Origin of the sequence: Parapedobacter tibetensis, from assembly GCF_024704835.1 — a bacterium.
Taxonomy (GTDB): Bacteria; Bacteroidota; Bacteroidia; order Sphingobacteriales; family Sphingobacteriaceae; genus Parapedobacter; species Parapedobacter tibetensis.
This window is the reverse complement of record NZ_JAMXBE010000002.1, coordinates 264,476-288,425: the sequence shown is the minus strand read 5'-3', so window position 1 is coordinate 288,425 and position 23,950 is coordinate 264,476. Positions and strand designations below refer to the sequence as shown.

Sequence of the window (23,950 nt, the reverse complement as noted above, 5' to 3'; positions counted from 1 at the left end):
CCATTATTGTGGCATTTCTCCCGGGTAAGCAAACCACGGAATCGATGTTTGGTAGTTATCTGCCGTCCCAGGTATAGGTTTCAGTGTTTCCAGTGCCGGAAGGTTCCACATATATTCCGAATTGAATCGAGGTCTTAGCCGATAGCTTGGAGAACCCTCGTTTCGGACATTGTAAGCTCCTTTTCTTCCCTGAACTTGGGCGGGGTTCAAATAAAGCCCTTTATATACTTTGGACGGATTTGAATCCCATTTCTGGTCTAATAATGCCTGAATCCACCCGTTTCCATTGCTGGGATATTCGCCCGTGTAGTCGATGTCGTAATGGTATTTACGCATGTCTACCCATGCTTCGGGAGCTCCCCAAGGATACAAAGCAACCCATTTCTGCATCATAATATGGGATAGTGTAAAGTCCGTCAAGCCATTGACGAATGGACCGTCTACGTATTGGGAGGAAAATGTGTTGAAAAGATCTTTCGTAATTTTATCACCACCGGTAGCACTTTCTTCCCGGCCTGGGTATATATACCGCGCCGTGGTGGTCATGTCAGCCGCTATCCCTTTCTTAAATGCTTCGAACGCTTCCGAAACCCGGCCAAGCTTCCAATAGGCTTCCGCTAAACAGAATTGGATCTCCGCATAAGTGGTCAAAATGTAGGGGGCATCATCCCGGTATAGCCAGCGACCAATTCCATCATGGACCGCTCCATTAAAGGTAGACGCAATGTTCCTTCCGTAGTATGAAGGAGCTTCATCTATCGGACCGGATTTCCCTGTAAATGTACCTCCATAATACTTATACGACTTTACATGATCTGCATCATTTAAGTTAAGAAAAGTCGGATTACTCGTAGTCGACAACTTAACCGCAACCCTTGGATCGAAGTGCCCGGGCTCGTCCAATAAGGTATCTGTTATGATTTGCTTCTCGGCAAGCTTAAAGGGGTAATATGTATTCTGATCTAAACGGATTTTGTCTCCGGTGGCCTCGTCATACTCGGGTACAGTACCCGTAAACACCTGTACTGCGTAGTCATGCTGAAAATAGTCGTATTTTAAGTTATTGCGTGCTGTTCCCCAAAAATTATTATAGCCGCTATACGGTGCGGATTGGGAGCCGCCGGCAATTTTCACGGTTGCATCATCATCGGGGCTTTGGAAAGATCTTCCAGCGGCTGTGATCAATTCCTCGGCATATGTTCCTGTGAAATCCGCTTTGTTGGTCAGGGAAACCAGGTTACGGACAATAACAGCATAAGCAAATTTAACCCATTTATCCTTATCTCCTGCGTAGATAAAATCATTGTCACTTATTTTACTTCCGTAGTTGTGGTCATCAGGCCGTTCGAGTAACTCAATAGCTGTGTACGCCCACTCCCTTACTTGTGTGTAAATGTCTTTTTGATAATCGTAATTATGGGAAAGCAGACCCGGCACAAACGCATCCTTCATGGGTAATTCTCCGTGGACTTTTGCCATCATATCCCAGCTAAAAGCCTTGATGGCATAGCCGATTCCGGCGAGTGTCCAATCTTCCGCTTCCATGGATTGATTGATTAAGTTTTCGAGGTTCATACCCTGGTTCCAATACACCATCCTCCAGATCTCGCCCCCCTCATCCCTGCCTGGAGCGTAATAATGGTTAGCAAACGCCGAAAAGTGGTCTACTGTCGTACCCATCATTTGTGTGAGCGGTCCAATCGCACGAATGTCCCAGTAGATCCCTTGGTATTGCTGGGTAATATTTGCTAGATACAAATACCCATCCACATAGTCGGGGGCATCAATGTTCTTGTTTACATCCAGGTATTTTTCGCAGCTACCCAAGATGAAAAATATGGGCAACAGGATATATATTAGTTTCTTCATGACTTTCTGTTTTCTTAATTCAACGTTAAGCTCACCCCTACCGAAAAACCACGGGGGTTCGGGATGGACCAAACGTCGATCCCCTCGCCACCGGTACCGCCTGCCGCAGCGGAAACCGTGTTACCCACTGCATCAATGCCGGAGTAGTTGGTCCAAGTAAATAAATCGTTGCCTACAACGTACACGTCCAGCCCGGAAATTAGCTTATACCGGCTAAATAACTGTGCGGGCAGACGGTAAGACAGGCGCATTTCCTGCAAGCGCAAGTAGTTCACGTCTTTTTCCAGCCAATCTTCATTGCTCCCCGTGAATATGCTGGCCCCAACGGCCCGGTAATCCAGCGCAATGGTATTGCGGGTTGGATTGTCGGTATTCTCATTTCCATCCCGCAGGACACCTTCAAAGACCCAAGGACCGCTTTCACGCAGGTCAACCGACTCCCAGCTTGTCCCTCTGATCATCATTTCCCGCTTGGTACCGTTGACCACGGTAGCGCCGAAGCGGCCGGCAAATAGCCCCGAGAGACGGAGGTTTCTATAAGTGAGGCTGGACGTGATGCCAAAACGAAGCTTGGGCTCCCTGTCGCCGATAACCGACCAGACATCGTCGGTTATGGGCAACCCCGTTGTCGGGCTGATCAGGATTTCCCCGTTGTCGTTCCGCGAATACGCTTGCCCTGTCAATGTAGTGATCGGGTGGCCAACCATTATGCCGTTGCGGATATTCCCTGCACTCCAAGTGTAAGGATTGTAATATTCCGTCACATTCTCCGGCAGATACAGCACTTCAGAACGTCCCCTAGAGGCGTTCACCCCGAGGTTCCATGTCAGCCCGTTGGGATTTTTGATAATATCCCCATCGATATACGCTTCCCAGCCCCAGGTCTTGAACGAACCAACATTCATGGTATTCAAGACGAATCCTGTAGCATAACTTAACCGGAAACCACTCACAATCTGATCGGCATTTCTTGTTCCAAAATAGGTAAAGCTCGCGTTAACCCTATTATTCAGCATTCTTAAATCGAGACCAGCCTCGTGCGCGGTTGTTATTTCCGGACGAAGGTTCGGATTCGGTCCCGTAAATCCATACTTAAACCCTCCGCCGGTCAAATCAGTACCCCCCAATTGCGGGTCAATTTGCAGCGGACCAGCATCTTTACCAACCTGGGCCAGCGATCCACGTAGCTTGACGTAGTTGATGGCACTTATGGATTTCATAAAATTCAAATCGGATAAGATGAACGAGCCTTCAATAGCCGGATAGAAATACCTGTTATTATTTACTGGCAACGTAGAAGACCAGTCATTCCTCGCACGCAGGGTAATAAAAGCCAGGTTGTTGTATCCAAACTCAAACTGACCGGAAAGTGCTTGTATCCTTCTCTTGGTATTTCTTTGAATAGCCGTTTGGCTCGCTGGATCGGTGTTGTTGATCGATTGGAAATCGGGCACGATAAACCGGGTGCCGTTGGAAGCCGATCTGGTGATGGCGTTTTCTAATTGGTGATAGCCCACTTGCCCGGAAAATGAGAACTTGTCATCAAGAAATTTATTATTATATCCGGCAAGTATGTTAATGGTCGGATCAGAAAAATTGGACTGTACCAGGTTGTACTGGCCATCGCCCGCATTCCTGTTCGCATAATAAGGGTGGTGAGAGGTCTCGAATGTCTGCATCCCCACATCCCAGCCCACTTGCGCTCGGACAAATGTATTTTTCACCGGGATAAGGTTAAGGGCCACATTACTGAGGAACCGATCCGATTTGTCATAGAACTTATTCCTGTTCATAGCAAAAAGCGGATTCAAAAGATCTTCGTCAATGTAATAATCCGGAACTTTCATATGACTGCCATCGGCGGCTAGATAATTCGCCATATTATCCACCATTGGCCATAGCATCGCACGATACAGCGGTCCATCCGTACCTCTCAATCCCTTGTTGTTTCCGGTTTTGGTATATTGTAGGGAACCCTCAAATTTCAGCCAATCCGTTACTTGGGCCTGCCCGGACAAACTTAAATTGGTCCGATCATAATCTGTAGTCTTTAACACACCCTTCTGGCCTAATGAAGAAAATCCAGCCCGTATCGTCGCTTTATCCGAGCCTGCTTCAACAGAAGCATTATGCCGTTGCTGATAGCCCGTCTGAAGTATTGCAGCGATGTTATCATAAAGCTGCATTCCTTCGGGGTACAATCCGCCAAACTTTGATGTGTAATAGTAGTTTGTCGTACCATAGGCTCCATTCGCATACTTGGTTTGCATATCGGGATAGCCATATGCCTCGTCCCATTTGAAATAATTGCTGTAATTGACCCTGCCTTTTCCAGCACGACCCTTTTTTGTGGTGATGATGATCGCGCCATTTGAGGCATCCGATCCATATAGTGCTGCTGCTGCCGCACCTTTTAGTACGGTGATCGACTCCACATCCTCCGGGTTGAAGTCATTCCCCCGGGAAGAAAAATCCAGGTTGCGCACGGAGTAGGTACCTCCACCACCACCGGCCATACCGCCCAAGGGATCAAAAGAGGAATTATTCATTGGAATACCGTCCACCACGTAGAGCGGCTGGTTATTGCCGGATATGGACGTAATATTCCGTAGTACAACCGTAGTGGAGGCTCCGGGGGTTCCGCTTGTCGATGTGACATTTAGACCCGGAACCCGTCCGGCAAGTGCCGAGATAAAGTTCTCCCTGCCCGACTCGCTGATCGTAGAACCATCGATCTGCTGTACCGAAGAACCCACTGCCCGCGCGATACGCTTCATACCGAATTCGGCGGTTACAACAACCTCATCCAAACTCGAGGCGCTTTCCGCAAGCGATAGGTTAATGGTACTGGCACTCCCCACCACACGCTCAACGGTGGTGAATCCCACAGAGCGGAAAACCAGCGTCTGCCCTTCACTTGCTTGAATGGAATAGCCGCCCTGCGCATTGGTTTGCGTTTGCGTGTTTGTGCCCTTTACCAATACCGTCACATTGGCCAAGGGATCCCTGTTCTCAGCACTGGTCACCCTACCAGTCACCGTCTTTTGTTGTGCCATTGCATAGGGGGAAATACACATTAGCCCCATGAATAACAGAAGTAACATTCTATTCATGTTTGAATGATTTAATTAATGATTTTGTGATTGATTAAATTGCCGTCTGCAATTTTTGATTGATCGTAGAGGTTTTATTGCTTCATATTGTTTAGTTTTAGGTAAAAAGCAGATTAACTATAAAATCGATAAGTAACAACAGCTCCCAAGCAGTTTTTAACTCAAAAATCTATCCTACATCAATTCGCAACAGGTCAACACTAATTGGCTCCACAAGTATAAAAACAAATTTTTAATTATATGCATGTTTTTGCATGATTTTTTAATTTTTTTAACAAAACAGCTTTTATACGCGTTAAAACAAGCATAAATGATTATAAATCATTCAAGAAAACGCATCATTATACATTATTACGCGAACAACGTTGAGGTTAGTATACAACGATGCAAGTTTGAATCTATAATGCAAATGTGGAGAGCGGCTTAACCCATTCCACCTCATGGGGCAACTTCACAGCACCTCAAGCCACGGTATACCCACCCCTTATCCACGTATTAGCCACGTATTAGCCACATTTTTATTGGTGTTGTATGTGTATGTTGTCCGTACAGAATCAGTGCTTGATAACCGGATAATCCCTGCTGCATTAATGTGGTTGACCGCAGTAATCACAGGCTTCCCGTCCATGGTGCGCCAGCACCTTAGGGGTATGTTGTCTACTATCCGGCTCACAGAAGCTATATTCGCCGTTGCTTTGGTACACCCTAACACCCGCTTTGTTGATCGCCGCCAAAACATCGGTCAGGGGTGCCCGGTAGCAGATGGATGCGCTCACCCGCTTTGATTCCGGTATACAGTGGAGGTTTTTAAAGCGGACGCCATACCATCGGCCATGTCCCCGATAAAATCCCGTAACGATGCATTCCGGTAATTGCGGCCTACCTTGGTCCATATAGAGGTGAGTTTTTACCTACCGTTGTTATTAGGATGAATCTCAATAAAACGAAGCTGGCCAAAAGTGCCGGTTTCGATAGAACCACCTATTATTACCACATCAAACAACCTAATCTTGATTTTAGTATTTTAAAGGCTTACGGCGATAAAATGCCCTATAATTTTGCTAAAGATCTCCCGGAGATGCTTAACGAGTTTCCTGAAACTGATTTCCCGATTGACACCTTCGAGGGAATGAAAAAGGACCGTGACTTTTGGCGTGATGAATATGGTCGCCTGTTAAAAGAAAATAACAAGCTACATGAAGAAATTGAGAATCTAAAGAAAAATTGAGATAAAGTCACTCACAGGCAAAAGGCAATATAGAGCAAAGAACAGATAGAGGAAGGTAAGAAAGCCAATAAAGCAAAGCGAATTTATTGTTGATTCAGCAGGTATTGGCCATAAGCAAAAAGCCACCAAAAGGTGGCTTTGCTGTTTTAGTTCGATATAAAAACCTATTTCTTCTTCTTAGCCAAATCGGCGCGGACCTTACGGACGAAGGGCACCGAAACAACCGCCAGTGACGCAATCTTGGCATCGTCAAATTTCGTGTCCTGGATTAAGTTCTTAACGAACTCATAGCTTTTTTGTTCAGCACCTTGTTGCAAGCCTTGTTGCAAGCCTTGTTGCCGTTCTTGTTTTTTCAGTACTTCTATTACACTCATATCAATAATACCTCCTGTAACATCAGATATCAACTTATCAAAGTTACGATTTATTTTCTATCAACGTATTTGTTTTCAAAGGCGATAGAGCTATCACGCGCTCATTAATAGCGCATGATGGTCGTCATTATCCACATAAATAAAATTTTTCAGGAATACCAAGAAACTGACAATGCGGTCTTTGTCGTATTGTCCACTGGCTATCAATGCCCTCGCTATGGTGCTACGGCCTTCGCCAAGTTCGCTTTCCGGCACCTTGCCCTCCAATAATGCCTTTTGGCATGCCAAAACAATGAGAGCAAATGCATTGTCCTTCGTCAACAATTCTTCCTCGGTGTGGTCGAAGATGTGGTAGGTGCGGTAGCGGAAACTGATGGTGGTGTCCAGCACTTCCCTCCTGTATTCATCAGGTTTCGGCTGGCTATGCCCACCCGTGAAAACTGCGATGGTGGCTACCGCAATGCGATACCTGTCCCAAATTCGATAGTTATACTCATAAATGCGCTCCGCAAACTCGGCATCATTACCGCCCTCTATCTCTGTATTAAGCAAGATGTACTTTTCGCTGCCGTCTTTTAAATATACCTTCACCAGCAGGTCTGCCACACGCCTGCCCTGCTTTCGCTCCCTATCGGGAATGATTTCTAGCAACTCCTTATCCATAAATTCCAATCCACGGCCAAAATCGAACAGTTCATCGGCATTGGGGTAAAGGAAGCGGAGAAAGTCGGGAAAGTTTTCCTCAAAGGCGCCTTTCAAAAACTCGTCACTCTGCTTGGGCGGTTTGTTGTTGGTTTTGTTTCTTTTCTTAGGCATGGCAGCAAACTTAGCCATACTTGCCATAAAAAGCAAGCATAGAATTAGACCACTATAAGTCTATTTTCTCAGGTATGATAGAACCTGGCTATGAAGATGCCGAGAAATTGTCCAAAGCATATAAAGACAAATCAGCTACAGCGATACAAGCAAGGCGGTTCGGGTCCATATGTGTGTTACACAGAAGACTGAAACAAGTGTTTTTTGCCTTGGACAATCCTTCCTTAGAAATATTTAGTAATTTTGTGATATGGGATATTTAATCGTACATCCGGACAGCAGTGAAAAGCTAACGGCAATCAAGGCCGTACTAAAAGCCCTGAAGGTTGATTTTGAGGAAAGCAAAACAGCCTATAATGCTGATTTTGTTGCAAAAATGCAGGAGGGTGAAGAGGATATCAAGGCGGGCCGTACAGTGAAAATGACACTGGACGAACTATGGAAATAGAATTTACCCAGCGTGCATTCAAAGAATGGGTAACAAGGCTGCCATGCTGACCAAATAAAAAACCTGGAAGAGCAGTTGGACAAGAGCAAGTCGCAGGCTGCCAAGTTGCAAGCAAGGGTAAAGGTGAGGGATAATTGAAAAGCGAGCGCGGCGGAGTGGTGAACGGATGAGGAATATCTTGTAAACACCTACATTACATTAAGAAAGGAGAGCGATATGGATAGGATAGTATTGGAAGTAAACAGTGAATTGGCCAAATCTTGGCGAAAGGCTCCTGCCACCGTTAGGCAATCCCTTGAAAGGGAACTGGAGAAACGCATTGCCGAGGAAATAGCTGCTGTGGAACGTGATCATTTCTTTGCCTTGCTTGATAAGGTACAGGAGAAAGCAGGTAAGAGGGGGCTTACCCAAGAAAAGTTGGAAAAGCTCCTAGATGAAGAATAACATATTTCTATTCGATGTTAATACGCTTGTTAGTGCGTTTTTGATTGGCAGCCACACGAACAACCGCGCTTTCCGTGACGCATTGGTGATTGGAAAAGTCGTTTGCACTTATGGCATCAAACGGGAATTGAGCGATGTATTCCTCCGTGAAAAATTCGATAAATATGCATCTTTGAATGAACGTGTTTCCATCTTGGGCTTCCTTGAAGCCCAACTTATTGAGTTGCCGACGCCCAATTTAACAATAAAAGAATGCCGGGACCCAAAGGACAATCAATACTTGGAATTAGCTGTTTCAGTTGGTGCATCATGTATCATCACAGGGGACAAGGATTTGCTGATATTGAACCCCTTTGAAAATATCCCGATTCTAAGTGCAGCTGATTTTCTTAAGGTTTTCGCCGTGACTTGAAAGGAAATATTGACGAACCACTTCGACAACTACGACGGGAACAATGGCATCAATATTATGTATCAAGGTTCCTCTGCTGACCAAATAAAAAACCTGGAAGAGCAGTTGGACAAGAGCAAGTCGCGGGCTGCCAAGTTGCAAGCAAAGGTAAAGGTGAGGGATAATTGAAAAGCGAGCGCGGCGGAGTGGTGAATGGTTGAGGATAATTTTTTAAATTTGTATTTCACAGCAGAAAGGAGACATCATGGTAACCGAAGCAAGGAAACTGCACGTTATTGAGCAGGTGTTAAAGATAAAAAGCGAAGAGAAATTAGCTGCTATCGAGGATTTTGTTAGCCGGACACTGAAAAAATCAAAAAAAGAAGTGCATTCGGAATCACCGTTTCAGGAGTTTGTCGGTATATGGAGTAAGGAAGAAGCAGCGGAAATCGAGAAAGCCATTGCTGAATCCTGCGAAACCAGAAACCCCGATGACTGGAAATAAGATACTTTTGGATACCAATGTTGTCATTGAGCTTTTTAAGGGTAATACCAATATATTATCCCGCTTGGGTAATCAGCAAATCATCGATATTCCACACGTGGTGTGGTACTTGGAGAATTGTTACTGGGGGCATACCGGTCATCAAATACATCAAAGCATCTTTCTCAGATAAGTAACTTCGTTAGACGATGCAATATTATACCTGCTGACGCTGTCACTGCCGATGAAAACAGAAGCTTCGATGAAACATACGATTAATATCTTTATCATCAATGAATAGGAAATTTTTAAGGAAAACAAAGAAACTGATGATCCGGTCCCCATCGTAATTATGCCGGAGCAACGCCTTGGCGATGGTAAGTCTGTCGGCTCCCAATTCCTCATCCGGAACCTTATCCTCCAATAGCGCTTTCTGGCAAGCGAGTACAATCAGGGCGAAGGCGTTTTCCATAGCCAGTAATTCCTCTTCCGCATGATCAAAAATCTGATAGGTCAGGTAACGGAAATGAACGGATGTCCGGATTTCCTGACACCAATATTCTGACGGTCTACGTTGCTTTTTCTCACCCGTGAAAACGGCAATGGTCTCAACCGGAATGCGATAACGGTCAAGCAATCGGTAATGATATTGATATAAACGATAAGCGAAATCTTCCTGATTGCCACCGTCGATTTCAGTGTGCATAAGGATCCACCGCCCCGTACCATCTTTTAAAAACACCTTTACCAGCAGATCTGCGACACACTTACCCTTTTTCCGCTCCCTGTCCGAAATGATATCGAGCAGCTCCTTATCCATACTGGTGATTCCACGGGAGAAGTCAAACAACTCATCGGCGTTCCGGTAAAGGAAGCGGAGAAAGTCGGTCGAACAAACAAAAAATCAAAAAATATTATTAAAATCTGCAAATATTACTATATTTGTATTATTCAATTTGATTAATACAAGTTAACATATATGACTGAAAAAGAAAAATTGATGGAATTATTGACAGCATGGGAAGACACCTACAAAAAGGGACAACTCACTTTATGGATTTTTCTAGCGCTCCGGGAAGGGAAAAAGTATGTCGATGAAATAAAAAGATTTGTTGAAGAGAAATCGGAAAATACGATGACCTGTGAGGAACAAAGCCTTTATCGGGTCTTCAGGAAATTTGAACATGTAGGTATCCTGGCCTATGAATTACGCAAAGGAAATAAAGGGCCGGATAGGAAATATTACTATATGACTGAAATTGGACAGGAGTTGTTCGAGCGTTTTGTAAAAAGAAACATACATCTTTTTTATAATGAAGAAATTAAGAACCTTTTAAATTACTAGCATCATGAAAGATTTAACGCCTTATTTAATAAGATTTTCTATTGTAGCCGCGGTTTCAACGGTTGCTTTCAGATACTTTCTGAGTTACGGGATTGAAAATAATTCGGCCGAGGTGATCATTTTTGCAGCTACCCTGTATGGTGTTGCCCTTTTTACTGTAGGATGGTATTTTGGAAGGAATGACGCCAGGCACCTGCCTATTCTTGACGTGGGCTTCCGGTTTCATCTGATGACTTATCTCGTGCACATTGTGATATCTGAACTGTGGTTTCTGGCCAAAATGAATTCATCTCTTGAATCGGCACAGACCGTACATTTAACTGCCCTGTACTGGGGGATATTTGTATTGATCCATTTTATTCTGTTCCGGTTGGCAAGGAGAAAATCGATTCGTGGACTAGACAAAACCGAATTGTTTGAATAAAGGCGTCGACCGGATTTTTCCAGACATGTCTCGCCCTTCTCTCGTGCCCGTATAAACCTCGTACTTGGTTATCCGCTTGGGGAACCCATTGCGTCGCCCGATTCATTAAGCCCGGCATATCGATAGCTGAACAAGGCATGGTAAGGATAACCTTCCAGCGGGTTCATTCTATTTGACATAATCTCCAATCTGTAGTCCCTTTCGCGATACCCCAGATTACGGATAATGGGGCCGAAAGCACCGAAGAAGAAGAATTAAACGACACAAAAAAGCCATATCCGGATGGATATGGATACGTTAATGTCATTTCTAATATTAAAGCCGCTCAACCACTTCCAAAGGAAGTTTAAACTTCTCAGCGATATGCTGGTCAGTCAGCACGCCCATCTCTTTGATAGAACGGGCTGTGTCCAATTTTTCAGCTTCGGCTTTGAGACGTTCCTTCGAGAGTAGCTGTTCTGCTTTAGCCCGTTCTCTTTTGAGCGCTTTTTCTACAGCTCTTTCCTCGGCCAATGCCACCGCATTTTCCCGATCCCAGTTATTCGCTACTTGTCTGTTTTTAGTTGTGCTCATGAGCTCCCTTTGGTCGGTTTGCCTGTATGCTTGCGTTGTATGCCATGATTTCTTCCTCCGTGAAATTTGCAATCTCTGCGATGTTGAATATCCGCCTGAACACCGTGCGGTCACGGAAGTTTCGGTGTTCCACGCGCTGAAAGCCGTGACGGCTACTTCTTCCAAGCTGGTTGCTTTCAGTGTCGAGCATTACCGTAATGCTCGATTGGGTGCCTACCACGGCCTCCACAGGAGCCATCCCGATGAAGCTAAACGTTAATGTTTGTCCTTCATTAGCCGAAATGGTGAAATTGCCATTTTCGTCCAAATCGCTATCGGGCAAAAGGAAATAACGATACCACCTAAACCTTTCCAATAGATTTCGTATTTTTGTATGTACCCTTGGTTTCCATCCGTTGCCGAAGCTTCGGCAACGGATGGAAACGTGAGAAAAATAAAGGTTAAATAACGAAATGAGATTGGTATGGATAGGATCGTATTGGAAGTGGATAATGGTCTTGCTCGTGTTTGGAGGAATGTAACTCCTTCTTTGAGAGCAAAATATGAACGTAAGATTTCGGAGATGCTTTTAGAGCTAAAGGAAGCTGAATTCAGTAACCTTTTGAACAAGACGGGAAAGATCGCCGAAAAGAACGGTTTGACTGAGAGTAAACTCAACCAATTGCTGAGTGAAGAAGACTAAGCGCTTTGTGTTTGATACCAATACCTTAGTCAGTGCATTTTTATTGCCGCAGTCAGTTGCTCGGCAAGCGTTGGATAAGGCCCGGGAAACAGGTCGTCTGATGCTTTCAAAATCTACTGCTACCTCCCGCTCGACATCCGTTTAGAAATCGTGGAAAACTTTGATGCGCTCGCGAATTATGTTATTCCCCGCCATACACTTACCGATTGCAGGGATCCGAAGGATAATAAGTTTTTGGAATTAGCTGTTTCTGCAAAGGCGCATGCAATAGTTACGGGTGACCTCGACCTTCTTATTCTACACCCCTAGCGGGGCATACCGATTCTAAAGGCCGGGGATTTTCTGGAAACATTTTGAGTTAAAATCCTAACACACCAACGCAAGCATATCACTGAACTAACCAAAGCCGGTCTGTTAACAAAAGGTAAACCCATTGAAAATCAAAAGTGAAGCTACATTGCTGGCCATTGAAGATTTTTGAATAAGACCAAGGTTAAAAATAAATCGAGCCCGAAGAGTAAATTCAATCGCTCCCCTTCAACCTCAAATCCTGAATCCGCCTTCTCACTTTGCGCATAAACCGTTTCCCCGGATCAATCTTCTCCGTCAAATAATGGGGGTCTGTCTCTTTCCATAAGGGGTGACCGATGTAATCCTTATATTCATGATGGCCGATTACATATTCAATGGGGTATTTCGAATGCAGGTACCTGATCAGTGCCACATTGGCCTTAACCTGCGCATTGGTTAATGGCATGGATTCACCTCCGACATTCTCCACGCCAATGGCACAATGGTTCAGGCCGATGCAATGCCGGGCGAATACGGTATCTGGAAGCAGCCGGAAAATCGTACCATCCCGATCTACTACGAACTGGGCGGAGACGTTCAGGTTGCTCGCACCAGCAATGGCCGCCCGGGCCGGGGGCAGTATTGGCGACATGAAGACATCCGTGGTCTTCTCCACGGAGGGTACAGACGTCCAATGCAGTACCACCATGCGTGGCGTAATACCAGGTGACTCTTGCTCGATACCATGCCGTTCTTCCAAGTATGATAGCGAAAGCGCCCTGCGCTGTTCGTCGAAGATCACGGGTTTCTCAAATATCCTGAATGTAGGCCGCGCACAGGAAATCCAAAGGCATGGGACCAGAAAAACAACCAGTTTCCAAACAAACTGGTGCAGGTTATACCGCTTCACCATTTTAATCTTCCACATTCCACCATAATGGGGTTAGTAACCTAGTTCGTTCGGAATTGTCACCAACGGCATCCGGATTGCGGTTTTGCTCATTGGTTTCGTAGCACATGGCCTGTATCCATTGATTTTCATTGCCCACGTCAAACACCACATCATTCAGGTTAATGGGGCGCGTCAACGAGGGGCCATAAATTTCCTTACTGTAATCCATCCGCCGCATATCCACCCAGGTTTCGGGATTGAGGCACAGGGCGATGTATTTCTGACGCATGATATGGCTCAGTCCGCTCATAAGTGTATTGAAATTACTCACCACCCCATCGGCTAGCTGCGCTTGCCAGTAGCTATTGATGGCCGCCACGGGAACCCCTAGCTTGCGCATATGGGCTTTCACTCCTTCTTCATATGCAGCCAACGCTCCTGCCGCATCGCCATTCCTCAGCCGGGCTTCCGCCTCAATAAATTTCACCTCTGAATAGGTGATGAATGGGAAAGGCGATTCGGTGTTGGTATAAAATCCGCTTTGGCTGAATCGCCCGTAATCTGCTGAGTCGGTTTTGCTGGCATCACCCGGCGTACCGTTGGCCAGCAAACCCTGCCCACCCGCTAATCCACCGCCGGGTTTGAAACCACGGAATTCCCCATCTTCGGCGGGTGTCATGATGATGACAATCCGGGGGTCCACATACGAATTATTGGTAACGGGAAACGAAGAGAGCATATTGACAAAAAACTGCGACCAGGTAAAGTACCGGTGATTGGCCCCCTCAGCAAAACCGCCCCAGCTCGACCAGGGATTCTCATCTTCCATCATGCCATCTCCCAAATAGGCGAATTCGGCATCCATACCATCAGCATTGAAGGCATTGGCACAGGCAGCAATGGTGGCTTGCGGGTCATACAAACTGCTTTTCTTGCTCAGGTGATTCATGTACCGTGCCTTCAGTGCCCAAGCAAACCGCTTCCATTTATCGATATCCCCGGCGTACAGGATATCGCCGCCTTTTGCGTTCAGGCCAACCGTATTTTGCGTGCTGTTGAAGGCTTCCAAAGCCTCATCCAGTAATGCTTGTATCCGCTGGTAAACGGTCTGCTGATCTTGGAACGACGGTGTCAATACCAGTTGCGAACGTCCATCGTAGTAATCGTCTACCACAATTGGCCCATATTGATCAGTTAACAAGCCAAAATTGAGTGCTAGCAAGGTTTTCCCTACACCCACAAAGTGTATGTTCCCCTCATCTTCGCCGAGCACAATCAGGTCCGCACAATTGGGCATGGTATTCACGTACGCATTCTGCCATAGGAAGTAGGAAGCTGTAAAACGCCAAGTCTCCGCATTGCGGTTTGTGCCCGACGCGGTAATGGCCGTAAGCCCATATTGGGTCACCCCTGCAATTTCCCGTGTACCCCGCCATTGGGCAGCACCGTTGGAGGTACTGATAGCCCCCGCAATCCGGTTGGCAGCTGACACCTTGGTTGGGTTATTGGGGTCGTCATTGATGTCTAAGTAGTTGGAGCAAGAAACGGCAACCATCACCATTAGGACTAATAGCCCTGTTTTTATCGTGTTTTTCTTCATCCCTAAAATCTTTTATGTGTTGTCATTATAGCTGTGTATATCCGAGTTTATAGACGATGCCGCTAATTAGAAACTAAATTTCAACCCTAGATCAACGCTTTTGGTTGCCGGCACTCCCAGGTTATCAAATCCAAAAGAACCTGTACCACCTACACCCGCACCGCTGCCGGAAACTTCCGGGTCTACACCGGAATAGCTTGTAAACAGCAGCAGGTTGCGTCCACTCGCCGTAAGCTGCAGGTTGCGGACACCCCACCGGTTCAGTAACGCGCTTGGCAGGTCATACGTCAAGGTGACATACCGCAATCTGGCCCAACTTCCATCTTCCACGAACTCGGGGCCATTGGTCGCGTATACTGTTTGGTAGAAATTCTGATTGAGTTCAACCGCTTGCGTGTTACGCTCACCGGTAGATTCGATGATGCCATCAAATACCATGGAGCCCCTATCCAGTGTTTTCATACTCAGCCCACTGGCTACCAATGCATTCGCTGTGGAATTGTAGATATCGCCGCCAACGCGGAAATCCCACATGAAGGACAGGCCGAATTGCTTATAGCGGAAGGTATTGGTGATACCCGCGATCCAGTCGGGATTCCGGTCGCCAATCTGCGTTAAAACAGTGTTCCCCTGCGGACGACCGTTGTTGTCCAACAACAATTCCCCAGCTTCATTCCTCCGCCAAGTAGGGCCATTGATACCGAACAAGGAGCCATCGAGGAATGCAGCCCCTTGCGCTAGGCCTGCCCATGAGTCGGAAAGTTCCACACGATCCAGATCACCCGGTAGGTCGCGCACCGTGGCGCGGTTCGCACTGAAGTTGATATCCGCATTCCATGAGAAATCCTGTTTACGGATAGCCTCGATATTCAAGATGGCCTCCACCCCTTTGTTCTGTATCTCACCACCGTTGAGGTAAGCAAGAAAGGCTCCGGCCGATGGAGGAACCCGTGTACCCAAAATCTGGTTGTCCGAGCGCGTTAAGTACCACGTGACGTCGAGTCCGAGCCTATTCCGCCAAAAGCGGACATCGGCACCGATTTCATAGGAGTTGGTAAACTCCGGCACCAGATCCGGATTCCCGTAATGTTCGTTAACCAATGTGATAAATCCCCTTGGATTTATGGTAAAGTCGTTGATGTAGGTACCAAGCCGCGTCGCCGTTACATGAGGAAGGGCATCCTTACCCACTTGGGCCCATGCTGCACGGATTTTCCCGAACGAAACAACATCTGGATTCAGCGCTACGCCGAAATCCTCCAGCAGGTCGGTTACGATAATCGACGTGCTGATTGATGGGTAGAAAAATGAATTATCTTTAATGAGTGTGGAAGTCCAATCATTTCTTGCTCGGAAATTCAAAAATACCATCCCCCTGTAATCTAAATTTAAATCCCCGAATACCCCAACGATGCGACGCCTATCGATCCGTTTCGATGTCTGCCTATTTATCGGATTGGTATTATTGATACTGGGAAAATCGGGATCTATGAATCCAACGGCATTGGCATTTACGGTTTCCCGATAGGAGCTTTCCAGGTTATGGCCAACGGTGAGGCTCAGGTTAAACTTCTCATCGAAGCTCTTCTTTGCGGTAGCCAAAAACGTGGAGGTTGTGAGCTGGTTTCCGGTAGTTGCCTCGGTGATGTATCCGTCTCTACGGTTTTCCACCAGGGTGCCGGGCATAAAAATACTTTGGAACTTCTCCGTGTAATAGTCGGTTCCCAAACGGTAGGTTAGGTTAAGCCATTCCAACGGGTCATAGGAAACGTTCCCTGCAGCGATGATGCGGTGCACATCATTGTTGATTGGTTTTTTATTGATCGTCCAATAGGGGTTGTCCGTGCCGCTCGGATCCAATTCCCGCTGGGAACCGTCGGGATTGAGGTAATCCTCCATGTTGTCGTTGCGCGGCCAAGTGATGGCTCCCATCACACCATCACCTCCCCCTTGGGAAAAATACGTCCGGTCGGTGTTCACATAGTTTGCCGTGCCGCCAATGCTGAGCTTGTCCCCCACCTTGGTTTCGGCTGTTAACCGGAATGATTTCTTCCCGAAATCAGTATTTTTAACAATGCCATCCTGATTGAATATCGAAGCCGAGGCGTAGATGGAGGAGCGCTCACTACTACCTGACACCGTAAGGTCATGGTTATGGGAAAAACCGGTGGTAAAAAAATCCCCAAAATTGTCGTATACCGTTTCACCCGCATCAAATGTTGGCCCCCAAGACAATTGCGTCTGTGGGGTGAACACCCCATTTTCCCCCTGTTTGTAAACGGATTGCAAGGTGGGTGTTTGGCTTACCTGGTCCAGCGAGAATAGGTTGCCATATTGCACCCTTGCCGCCCCACCGGAACCTTTCTTGGTGGTGATGACAATGGCGCCCGAAGCAGCCCGGATACCATAGAGCGCGGCTGCCGCCGGACCTTTCAAAACGGTCATGCTCTCGATGTCTTCAGGGTTAATGTCGAATCCGCGGTTTGTTGCGGGTGCATCTGCCGGATTCAACCCCCCCTGAGCGATGGGGGTGGTGTTATCTATGGGGATACCATCTACCACAAACAAAGGCTGGTTATTACCGCTCAGCGAGGTGCCGCCCCGCAGGTAAATACTGGACGAAGCCCCTGGCGATCCGCCGGAGTTGGTAATCTGTACCCCGGCCACCTTTCCTTGCAACGCATTCACCACATTCGATTGTCGGGAATCGGTGATTTCCTGTGCCTTCACGTTCTGTGTCGCAAAGCCCAATGACCGGGTTTGCTGCCGAATGCCAAATGCCGTTACGGCTACTTCTTCCAAGCTGGTTGCTTCAGTATCGAGCATTACGGTAATGCTCGATTGGGTGCCTATCACGACCTCCGCAGGAGCCATCCCGATGAAGCTAAACGTCAATGTTTGTCCTTCATTACCTGAAATGGTGAAATTGCCATTTTCGTCCGTCAACGTTTCCATGGCAGTGCCTTTCACACGCACGGATACCCCCTCCAATGGGGCATCATCAGCCGCCGAAGTTACCGTTCCGGTTATTGTCTTTTGTTGTGCCAATACATAGGTTGAAAGGCACATCAGCCCCATAAATAGCAAGAGAAGTGTTCTTTTCATTGGAATTATTTTATTTCAGTGACGTTCAAGAACCTGCCAGTTGGCGAGGTTACCCTTGAGGCAAGCGCTTAAGCGCGCAGACGAATCTCAAGCGCAATTGCCTAAAATATACTCCACCAATTTGGTTTGGTTTATAATTAATCGCAAGACAAGTATAAAAACTATTTTTTAAAACTTGCGTGTTTTTGCGTGTTTTTTTGTTAACGTAATGAAAACGCCCTTCCTTTAACCTGGATTCTTGAATCCATACGGTCAATTTTCCAAGTAATGCTCATGGCGCCTCCGTTGCATTTCATCGGCTTCGACTTCCATACCCATCCGCCGCAGTAAGGCAGCATATAAATCCAAGCAATCACCTGCCAAATGGGAATCCGGGAAAGCGATAACAGATTGCAGCAATAAGGCACAGGCTTCCTCATACCGTGCGGTATCCTTATCATGGAAAATTCTTTTTGCTTCTCGATAATTATCACGCCAAGCCAATGCCATTTCGCTCATCCGGTCAGCTTCCTGCAATACAGCAAAAGGCTGCAAGGGTGCGACAAGCGAGTTTTTGGGATAAATGGTATCTACGGGCTGTTCGAAAAAGCATTTAATAGCCCGCAAATATGCCAATGCTTCCCGCCGATTGTATGCCTCATGTTTCAATCGCTGTTCTTCTGCGGGATTGGTGAAGAAGGAGGCTTCCACAATGAGTGCCGGAATGCCATAGCTGTGCCGCAGTACCGCAGTCCCAGCTTGCGGAAAGATGGTATGATCTGACATAATGCCCACCGGCGTTTCCGATTGGCGATCGCGATACAGCCCGTCCACCAACGCCTTGGCCATGTGTTTTGCCAACGCAATGCTGGCTTTATTTTCCGTCACGTGGCCATGGAAATAGATAACCGGAAAATTGACCGCCGTATCTGCCGTGGCGTTGTGGTGGATGGAAAGAAACAGGTCAGCCGCATGATCAACCGCCAGCTGTGCCCTATCTTGCAGGGGTATGGCTACATCTTCCTTACGGGTCATCAACACGGTGGCCCCAGCATCTTCCAGTAACTCCCGCAGGTATAATCCTACCCGCAGGTTTATCCACTCTTCACGTTCACCACCTATACCCACTCGGTATTGGTCGCTATCGGCTGTTCCACCATGTCCCGGATCGAGGCAAATCACCTTTCCTGCGAGACCTGTTGACGAATCCTGCGCCTGAGAGATGGGTATCCATGCGGTCACCATGCAAAGGAGCATAGTCCATTTATTTCCCAGCAACATAATCATAAAACAATCGTGAAACCGTAGCAAGTGTCGCTTTCGCAGCCGGACCATCCACATTACCCGACAGCAACACCAGCACATACTGGCGTCCATCTGGCAGGAATATAATGCCCGAATCATGCTGTACACTACTGATCCAGCCCGTTTTGTTAGCCACCTTCACTCCATCGGGCAGCTTGGCCGGAATGATACCGCGATGGTGCTGGTCCATCAGGATCTTCACCATTTGCTCACGGGCTTCACCGCTTACCACACTACCTTTGCCTTTGGCCAACTCCTCAAAAATAAGCATGAGGTCATACGCTGTCGTGGTATTGTTGAGGCCTTTTTGGTAGGCCTTGGTGTCTTCCACACCGCGTAGCACTTGAATATCATTGGCGCCGATACGATTCATCGTTTTCATGACCTGCTTGGCACCCACTTGGTCGATCACGATGTTGGTAGCCAGATTGCTGCTCGCTGTAATCATCCGGTAAATCAGGTCTTCCCAAGTGACGTTCTCCCCTACCTGCGCATAAAGCGCCTGCTCGCTATCCTCATCGGGCGACAGGGAATAGCGACTACGGTCTACAATACTTTTAAACGTGTTATACACCGTAATGGAGTCCGTCAGCGCCATTTTTCCATCGGCCGCCTGCCTGAACGCCTCCATCATCACGGGGGTTTTCATCGTACTGGCCGCATGGAACGTTTCCCTTTCGTTGAAAAGAACCCGCTCACCTGTACCGATGTCGAGGAAAGCATACGCAAAGCGCCCCTCGGGATGCTTATCCAGCTCCTTTTTGATGCGCGCCCTCAACTCCGTGGTATCCAATATCGCCTGCTTATCGGGGCGAAGTACGAGGCGCTCCAGCGAGGATCCTCCGGATGGACGTGCGGGAATGAACCGACCCTCGCGGATGGTTTTATCGGCATTGAGCAAAAACGTCAACAACACGCCGCCATCCCGCTCCGGATTGTCCGCCACCAAGCGGAACATATCACCATGGAAATGGGAAAGCCGACCGCTAAATTGGGGTGACTTAGTGAAATCCAGTCGCAGTGCCGTATCGCCTACCAGGCGTACCACCATCCGGCCGATGAACTCGTCCTGGTAGACACCAGCATAGGCCTCCAGTGGTAGTGAACGTTTTAGCGTACTATCGGGCAAAATGGGGTTAAGCCGCTGCCTACTGGAATCCTGCCTAGCCAATGAGCGATCGAGCCCTTTCTTATATCCGGCAATCCAGTCGAACGGTTCGGCGCCTAAGTAGTGGTCCAGGATGTGATGGATGATGGCCCAATAGGCTCCCGAGACCGACTGATTGGTAAGTACCACCACGCCGAGTCGCTTCTCGGGCACCATGGCTAGCTGCGATACGAAGCCGGTGAGCGCCCCTCCGTGTCCCACCACCTGTTCCCCTCGGTAATCATAGGTGCGGAAACCCAAGGCGTAACCATAAAAATGTTTCTGGGCTGGTTTGAGCCATTCGGGTTCCTTACTCACGGGCATAGGGCGCACAATGTTCCATAGTTCTTTCGTGGTTTTTGCGCTAAATAAACGGCCCCTTTCGGGTGTTTGTCCTGAATCCAGGTGCGTAATGAGCCAGTTTGCCATATCCGCTGCGGAAGCAGCGATACCTCCCGCTGGGTTGCCTGGGTCGCCAATGTTGGAATCAAAGAAATGCGCGATCACCTTCACCTCCCCATCACGTCGGGCATGGGAGTAAGCTACATTAGGCTGTTGCCGCAATGTAGAAAACTGGCTGATGGTATTGGGCATGCCCACTTTATCAAATATCCGCTTTTGGACGAAATCTTCCCATTCCATGCCCGATACCGCTGCAATCACTTCGGCTGCAGCCAAATATAAGACATTGTCATAGGCATATACCGAGCGAAAATCGTGCTGCAATGGCACATCTTTCAGCTTGAGGAGCAATTCCTTGCGGCTAAGGCTCGCCGGGGGAAACAGGAGCATGTCATTTACGTAGGCTGGCAAGCCACTATGATGCACCAAGAGATCGCGTATGGTAAGATGCATGGTTACGTAATCATCGGATAATGCAAACCAAGGCAGGTAATCCGTTACCCGATCTTCCCATTTCAGCTTACCTTCATCCACCAGTATGGCCAGGGCCGTAGCGGTGAAAGCCTTGCTATTGGAAGCGATACTGAACAAGGTATGCTCGTCCACTCGTTCGGGGTGTCCCAAACGCTTTATCCCATATCCTTTGGCTAAGATCACCTTGCCATCCTTCACGATGCCCACACCTACGCCGGGCACTTCAAATTCGGCAAGTACGCGCTCGATGTAGGCATCGAGATTTGGAGGGAGGTCCGCCTGCTGGGCAACAGCTGACCGCAACCAATAAAGGCAGCATATCACCAACAGCAATCCGCATTTTATCAATTTATTCATATTCAGTATCTAGTATTTCGTCCAATAACTATCGTCTCACATCTCAATATCTCACATCTCATGTCTCCCGTCTACGGCTTCAAATGCTTTATCAAAAAATCAGCCACGGCCTGGTCTACCCGTACTTGGTTTCTATACAACATCCAGTGATGGGTCTCATCGGGCACCATGATGGCTTCATGGGGAACTCCCTTTTGCTGAAGCCGCAGCAAGAGATCGGTGGTCTGGTCGAAGTCCACATTCGCATCGTCGTCGCCATGGATGAGCAGCACGGGTGATTTCCAAGTATCCACATACGATACCGGAGAAGATTCTTTGGCCAGTTCAATGGCCCTTGCGGCATCAGGAGCAGGCTCGGCACTGACCGGTGGAATCCGGCCAATGTAATTATGCACCCCGTGGATATCCACCCCTACGGCAAACAGGTCTGAATCCTTGCCCAATGCAAGCGCCGTAAGGTAGCCTCCGTACGACCCTCCGTATACCCCAATCCGAGTGGCATCGACCTGTGGCAAAGCGGCTAACCACTCCCCAGCCGCCTTGATATCTTGGTATTCGGATGCTCCATATCGACCGGCAAAAGGCGGTTTATGGAAAGCATAGCCATAGCCGATGCCCAGACGGTAGTTGACCGAAAGCACGATAAACCCGCGGCTTGCAAGGTATTGGTTCAAGGCATATGTATTGGCGTAATAGTCGCCATAATGCCAACCTAGGAGCATCTGCCGCTGTGGACCGCCATGGATGAACACGATGGCTGGTTTTTCAGCTGCGCCTCCTTCCGGCTCGAAGAGCTGTCCGTAGACGGTCATGCCATCAGGTGCCTTGAACTCCACGCGCTTGGGCATAACCAATGGAGTCGTCGCTAAAGCAGCTGGAATAAGGTGTTCGCCGATAAGGCGGATATGTCCCTTGGAATCCGGCCAAGGAAGTATGGCGGGTACCGCTGGGCGGGTGGCCGTAGCGCTCAGGAATACCACCTGCTTGCCATCCCCTGTTACCATTGGAAACGTTTCGATACCCGTACCCGGGGTAATGACCTGCATATCGGGCGCATCCACAGGCACACGAATCAGGTGACGCCGGTCGATGTCATCGGCATCCGACCCAGTATTGGCACTGGCCAACAGCCAATTGCCATCCGGTGAGGGTTTAACATGTTCCACCATGAAATCGCCAGGAGTAAGCAACAATGCTTCCCCTCCGGTATCTGGCACCGAATACAAATGGGGCCAGCTATCGTGGTAAGACAGGAACGTGATGCGGTTCTTGGCTACCCAATGGAGGTTGGTCCCCCCATGGGTAGTAGGCATGGCGCCCTCAGGGGTATTGGGGGAGTGCCAAATAAGGTTTTCGGTGCTGTCTTCGATATCGGCCACCCAGATTGCCCATGGATTCTTTGTAGGAGCCAATAGGGAGTCTGGCGCACCACCTGAAGCGTCCCTTCGCACAAAGGCGATCCGCTTGCCGTTTGGCGACCACCGTGGCGACGCATCCCGAGCATAAGCTGGAGCAATCCATTGGATGGGCGTATCCTTATCACGGAATACACCAACCATCGAATGGCTCCCGCGTGAGGAGACAAATGCCAATGCCTTTCCGTCGGGCGACCATTGGACCGAGCCGTTAGCACCACGCGCATAGAACAATTGCTCAGGTTTGGCCGACCCATCTATTGCGCACGTCCAAACCTGCCCTTGCCGCAGGAATGCCACTTGGTTTCCTGCAGGCGAAATCTCGGGCTGATCACCATCACCCAACAGGATGGGTTTACCGCCGGCAAAGGGGATGCTCCATACTTGTACTTTCGTAGCCATTGATAACGAAGCTGGGTTGCGGGGAGTGCTTGCGTTTGACCCCCCATGGTCGCCGCCCTTCACATACACGATCCATTGCCCATCCGGCGAGAGCTGCACACCGGTTATCTCATCGCCCAAGTCTTCATCATAAGCAGTCAGTTTCCGCAGTTCGAAAGCGGGCCCCTCAGCCACATACAGGTTACGGCGGCCCTGTTCGTTGATCGCCACCGCCATTCGACTTCCTGTGGCTGCCGTGCTCAGCTCTGATGGAAAGGGGTAGGCCGTAAATTGTTCCATGGTGGGTTGCTGGGCTAGCGAGAAGCTGCCGGAGCATCCCAAACATAGGAATATCATTAAAAATCTCATGGCTTATCGTATTACGTTTGTCATTTTTTCACGTTCATTCGT

Annotated in this window: 25 protein-coding genes; 11 read left to right on the top strand and 14 right to left on the bottom strand. The window is 48.0% G+C overall.

Annotated elements, in window-relative coordinates; translation table 11 throughout:
- Positions 1–3 precede the first annotated feature (3 nt).
- The 3 genes from NF543_RS03790 to NF543_RS03780 form a co-directional block, all read right to left on the bottom strand.
- The gene (locus tag NF543_RS03790; protein ID WP_257666776.1) at positions 4–1,869 is read right to left on the bottom strand and encodes a SusD/RagB family nutrient-binding outer membrane lipoprotein; all 1,866 of its coding nucleotides are present in this window, start codon (positions 1,867–1,869) and stop codon (positions 4–6) included.
- Between the two features lie 14 nt (positions 1,870–1,883).
- Positions 1,884–4,982: a SusC/RagA family TonB-linked outer membrane protein gene (locus tag NF543_RS03785; protein ID WP_257666775.1), complete on the bottom strand. Its 3,099-nt coding sequence runs from the start codon at positions 4,980–4,982 to the stop codon at positions 1,884–1,886.
- 587 nt (positions 4,983–5,569) lie between these two features.
- A complete protein-coding gene (locus NF543_RS03780) occupies positions 5,570–5,875 on the bottom strand; it encodes a hypothetical protein (protein ID WP_257666774.1) in 306 nt (101 codons plus the stop codon).
- 35 nt (positions 5,876–5,910) lie between these two features.
- On the opposite strand from NF543_RS03780, the gene NF543_RS03775 reads away from it, so the two are divergent.
- Positions 5,911–6,210: a hypothetical protein gene (locus tag NF543_RS03775; protein WP_257666773.1), complete on the top strand. Its 300-nt coding sequence runs from the start codon at positions 5,911–5,913 to the stop codon at positions 6,208–6,210.
- 164 nt (positions 6,211–6,374) lie between these two features.
- Here NF543_RS03775 and NF543_RS03770 read toward each other — a convergent pair whose 3' ends face one another.
- Both NF543_RS03770 and NF543_RS03765 read right to left on the bottom strand, forming a co-directional pair.
- Positions 6,375–6,584, bottom strand: a complete 210-nt coding sequence (locus tag NF543_RS03770; RefSeq protein ID WP_257666772.1) for a hypothetical protein — start codon at positions 6,582–6,584, stop codon at positions 6,375–6,377.
- Positions 6,585–6,677: 93 nt separating this feature from the next.
- A complete protein-coding gene (locus tag NF543_RS03765; protein ID WP_257666771.1) occupies positions 6,678–7,400 on the bottom strand; it encodes an RpnC/YadD family protein in 723 nt (240 codons plus the stop codon).
- Between the two features lie 250 nt (positions 7,401–7,650).
- On the opposite strand from NF543_RS03765, the gene NF543_RS03760 reads away from it, so the two are divergent.
- The 5 genes from NF543_RS03760 (at position 7,651) to NF543_RS03740 (ending at position 9,188) form a co-directional block, all read left to right on the top strand.
- Positions 7,651–7,848 carry a DUF2683 family protein gene (locus NF543_RS03760; RefSeq protein WP_257666770.1) on the top strand — a complete coding sequence of 66 codons (198 nt, stop codon included), beginning with the start codon at positions 7,651–7,653 and terminating at the stop codon, positions 7,846–7,848.
- A gap of 216 nt (positions 7,849–8,064) precedes the next feature.
- Positions 8,065–8,292 (top strand): hypothetical protein, encoded by a 228-nt coding sequence (locus NF543_RS03755; RefSeq protein ID WP_257666769.1) that lies wholly within the window; start codon positions 8,065–8,067, stop codon positions 8,290–8,292.
- On the top strand, positions 8,282–8,704 hold the full coding sequence (locus tag NF543_RS03750; protein WP_257666768.1) for a putative toxin-antitoxin system toxin component, PIN family: 423 nt from the start codon (positions 8,282–8,284) through the stop codon (positions 8,702–8,704). Before NF543_RS03755 ends, NF543_RS03750 begins: the two co-directional genes overlap by 11 nt.
- Before the next feature lie 9 nt (positions 8,705–8,713).
- The gene (locus tag NF543_RS03745; RefSeq protein WP_257666767.1) at positions 8,714–8,872 is read left to right on the top strand and encodes a hypothetical protein; all 159 of its coding nucleotides are present in this window, start codon (positions 8,714–8,716) and stop codon (positions 8,870–8,872) included.
- A 76-nt stretch (positions 8,873–8,948) separates the two neighbouring features.
- A complete protein-coding gene (locus NF543_RS03740; protein WP_257666766.1) occupies positions 8,949–9,188 on the top strand; it encodes a hypothetical protein in 240 nt (79 codons plus the stop codon).
- 214 nt (positions 9,189–9,402) lie between these two features.
- Here NF543_RS03740 and NF543_RS03735 read toward each other — a convergent pair whose 3' ends face one another.
- Positions 9,403–9,987, bottom strand: a complete 585-nt coding sequence (locus NF543_RS03735; protein ID WP_257666765.1) for an RpnC/YadD family protein — start codon at positions 9,985–9,987, stop codon at positions 9,403–9,405.
- A gap of 159 nt (positions 9,988–10,146) precedes the next feature.
- Here NF543_RS03735 and NF543_RS03730 point away from each other — a divergent pair, with 159 nt between their 5' ends.
- Positions 10,147–10,512 (top strand): PadR family transcriptional regulator, encoded by a 366-nt coding sequence (locus NF543_RS03730; RefSeq protein WP_257666764.1) that lies wholly within the window; start codon positions 10,147–10,149, stop codon positions 10,510–10,512.
- Between the two features lie 4 nt (positions 10,513–10,516).
- Positions 10,517–10,936 (top strand): hypothetical protein, encoded by a 420-nt coding sequence (locus tag NF543_RS03725; protein ID WP_257666763.1) that lies wholly within the window; start codon positions 10,517–10,519, stop codon positions 10,934–10,936.
- Between the two features lie 315 nt (positions 10,937–11,251).
- Here the strand turns inward: NF543_RS03725 and NF543_RS03720 are convergent, their stop codons facing one another.
- Together NF543_RS03720 and NF543_RS03715 are read right to left on the bottom strand one after the other, a co-directional pair.
- Entirely contained in the window at positions 11,252–11,509 is a 258-nt protein-coding gene (locus NF543_RS03720; protein ID WP_257666762.1) for a hypothetical protein, read from the bottom strand.
- The gene (locus NF543_RS03715) at positions 11,496–11,864 is read right to left on the bottom strand and encodes a hypothetical protein (RefSeq protein WP_257666761.1); all 369 of its coding nucleotides are present in this window, start codon (positions 11,862–11,864) and stop codon (positions 11,496–11,498) included. The genes NF543_RS03720 and NF543_RS03715 overlap by 14 nt, the downstream gene beginning before the upstream one ends.
- A 108-nt stretch (positions 11,865–11,972) precedes the next feature.
- On the opposite strand from NF543_RS03715, the gene NF543_RS03710 reads away from it, so the two are divergent.
- Genes NF543_RS03710 through NF543_RS25455 form a run of 3 tightly spaced genes read left to right on the top strand, consistent with a single transcriptional unit; the run spans position 11,973 to position 12,500 of the window.
- Complete coding sequence (locus NF543_RS03710; protein ID WP_257666760.1) at positions 11,973–12,191, top strand: hypothetical protein; 219 nt, start codon at positions 11,973–11,975, stop codon at positions 12,189–12,191.
- Complete coding sequence (locus tag NF543_RS03705; protein ID WP_257666759.1) at positions 12,178–12,336, top strand: PIN domain-containing protein; 159 nt, start codon at positions 12,178–12,180, stop codon at positions 12,334–12,336. The genes NF543_RS03710 and NF543_RS03705 overlap by 14 nt, the downstream gene beginning before the upstream one ends.
- Before the next feature lie 5 nt (positions 12,337–12,341).
- Positions 12,342–12,500, top strand: coding sequence for a putative toxin-antitoxin system toxin component, PIN family (locus tag NF543_RS25455; protein WP_373274988.1), 159 nt, complete (start codon positions 12,342–12,344; stop codon positions 12,498–12,500).
- Positions 12,501–12,714: 214 nt separating this feature from the next.
- Here the strand turns inward: NF543_RS25455 and NF543_RS03700 are convergent, their stop codons facing one another.
- The 6 genes from NF543_RS03700 to NF543_RS03675 all read right to left on the bottom strand — a co-directional run bounded on the left by NF543_RS03700 (position 12,715) and on the right by NF543_RS03675 (position 23,908).
- A complete protein-coding gene (locus tag NF543_RS03700) occupies positions 12,715–13,410 on the bottom strand; it encodes an N-acetylmuramoyl-L-alanine amidase (protein WP_257666758.1) in 696 nt (231 codons plus the stop codon).
- Positions 13,397–14,974 (bottom strand): SusD/RagB family nutrient-binding outer membrane lipoprotein, encoded by a 1,578-nt coding sequence (locus NF543_RS03695; RefSeq protein WP_257666757.1) that lies wholly within the window; start codon positions 14,972–14,974, stop codon positions 13,397–13,399. The genes NF543_RS03700 and NF543_RS03695 overlap by 14 nt, the downstream gene beginning before the upstream one ends.
- A 66-nt stretch (positions 14,975–15,040) precedes the next feature.
- Positions 15,041–18,079 (bottom strand): SusC/RagA family TonB-linked outer membrane protein, encoded by a 3,039-nt coding sequence (locus NF543_RS03690; protein WP_257666756.1) that lies wholly within the window; start codon positions 18,077–18,079, stop codon positions 15,041–15,043.
- Positions 18,080–18,331: 252 nt separating this feature from the next.
- Positions 18,332–19,339: an N-acetylmuramoyl-L-alanine amidase family protein gene (locus NF543_RS03685; protein WP_257666755.1), complete on the bottom strand. Its 1,008-nt coding sequence runs from the start codon at positions 19,337–19,339 to the stop codon at positions 18,332–18,334.
- Positions 19,323–21,743, bottom strand: coding sequence for a serine hydrolase (locus NF543_RS03680; protein ID WP_257666754.1), 2,421 nt, complete (start codon positions 21,741–21,743; stop codon positions 19,323–19,325). The genes NF543_RS03685 and NF543_RS03680 overlap by 17 nt, the downstream gene beginning before the upstream one ends.
- Before the next feature lie 71 nt (positions 21,744–21,814).
- The gene (locus NF543_RS03675) at positions 21,815–23,908 is read right to left on the bottom strand and encodes a prolyl oligopeptidase family serine peptidase (protein ID WP_257666753.1); all 2,094 of its coding nucleotides are present in this window, start codon (positions 23,906–23,908) and stop codon (positions 21,815–21,817) included.
- Positions 23,909–23,950: the final 42 nt, after the last annotated feature.

What these genes read in the sequence shown, in the direction of transcription:
- NF543_RS03790 (WP_257666776.1), bottom strand. Translation starts at nt 1,869, where the DNA reads ATGAAGAAACTAATATATATCCTGTTGCCCATATTTTTCATCTTGGGT.
- NF543_RS03785 (WP_257666775.1), bottom strand. Translation starts at nt 4,982, where the DNA reads ATGAATAGAATGTTACTTCTGTTATTCATGGGGCTAATGTGTATTTCC.
- NF543_RS03780 (WP_257666774.1), bottom strand. Translation starts at nt 5,875, where the DNA reads ATGGACCAAGGTAGGCCGCAATTACCGGAATGCATCGTTACGGGATTT.
- NF543_RS03775 (WP_257666773.1), top strand. Translation starts at nt 5,911, where the DNA reads ATGAATCTCAATAAAACGAAGCTGGCCAAAAGTGCCGGTTTCGATAGA.
- NF543_RS03770 (WP_257666772.1), bottom strand. Translation starts at nt 6,584, where the DNA reads ATGAGTGTAATAGAAGTACTGAAAAAACAAGAACGGCAACAAGGCTTG.
- NF543_RS03765 (WP_257666771.1), bottom strand. Translation starts at nt 7,400, where the DNA reads ATGCCTAAGAAAAGAAACAAAACCAACAACAAACCGCCCAAGCAGAGT.
- NF543_RS03760 (WP_257666770.1), top strand. Translation starts at nt 7,651, where the DNA reads ATGGGATATTTAATCGTACATCCGGACAGCAGTGAAAAGCTAACGGCA.
- NF543_RS03755 (WP_257666769.1), top strand. Translation starts at nt 8,065, where the DNA reads ATGGATAGGATAGTATTGGAAGTAAACAGTGAATTGGCCAAATCTTGG.
- NF543_RS03750 (WP_257666768.1), top strand. Translation starts at nt 8,282, where the DNA reads ATGAAGAATAACATATTTCTATTCGATGTTAATACGCTTGTTAGTGCG.
- NF543_RS03740 (WP_257666766.1), top strand. Translation starts at nt 8,949, where the DNA reads ATGGTAACCGAAGCAAGGAAACTGCACGTTATTGAGCAGGTGTTAAAG.
- NF543_RS03735 (WP_257666765.1), bottom strand. Translation starts at nt 9,987, where the DNA reads ATGGATAAGGAGCTGCTCGATATCATTTCGGACAGGGAGCGGAAAAAG.
- NF543_RS03730 (WP_257666764.1), top strand. Translation starts at nt 10,147, where the DNA reads ATGACTGAAAAAGAAAAATTGATGGAATTATTGACAGCATGGGAAGAC.
- NF543_RS03725 (WP_257666763.1), top strand. Translation starts at nt 10,517, where the DNA reads ATGAAAGATTTAACGCCTTATTTAATAAGATTTTCTATTGTAGCCGCG.
- NF543_RS03720 (WP_257666762.1), bottom strand. Translation starts at nt 11,509, where the DNA reads ATGAGCACAACTAAAAACAGACAAGTAGCGAATAACTGGGATCGGGAA.
- NF543_RS03710 (WP_257666760.1), top strand. Translation starts at nt 11,973, where the DNA reads ATGGATAGGATCGTATTGGAAGTGGATAATGGTCTTGCTCGTGTTTGG.
- NF543_RS03700 (WP_257666758.1), bottom strand. Translation starts at nt 13,410, where the DNA reads ATGTGGAAGATTAAAATGGTGAAGCGGTATAACCTGCACCAGTTTGTT.
- NF543_RS03695 (WP_257666757.1), bottom strand. Translation starts at nt 14,974, where the DNA reads ATGAAGAAAAACACGATAAAAACAGGGCTATTAGTCCTAATGGTGATG.
- NF543_RS03690 (WP_257666756.1), bottom strand. Translation starts at nt 18,079, where the DNA reads ATGAAAAGAACACTTCTCTTGCTATTTATGGGGCTGATGTGCCTTTCA.
- NF543_RS03685 (WP_257666755.1), bottom strand. Translation starts at nt 19,339, where the DNA reads ATGTTGCTGGGAAATAAATGGACTATGCTCCTTTGCATGGTGACCGCA.
- NF543_RS03680 (WP_257666754.1), bottom strand. Translation starts at nt 21,743, where the DNA reads ATGAATAAATTGATAAAATGCGGATTGCTGTTGGTGATATGCTGCCTT.
- NF543_RS03675 (WP_257666753.1), bottom strand. Translation starts at nt 23,908, where the DNA reads ATGAGATTTTTAATGATATTCCTATGTTTGGGATGCTCCGGCAGCTTC.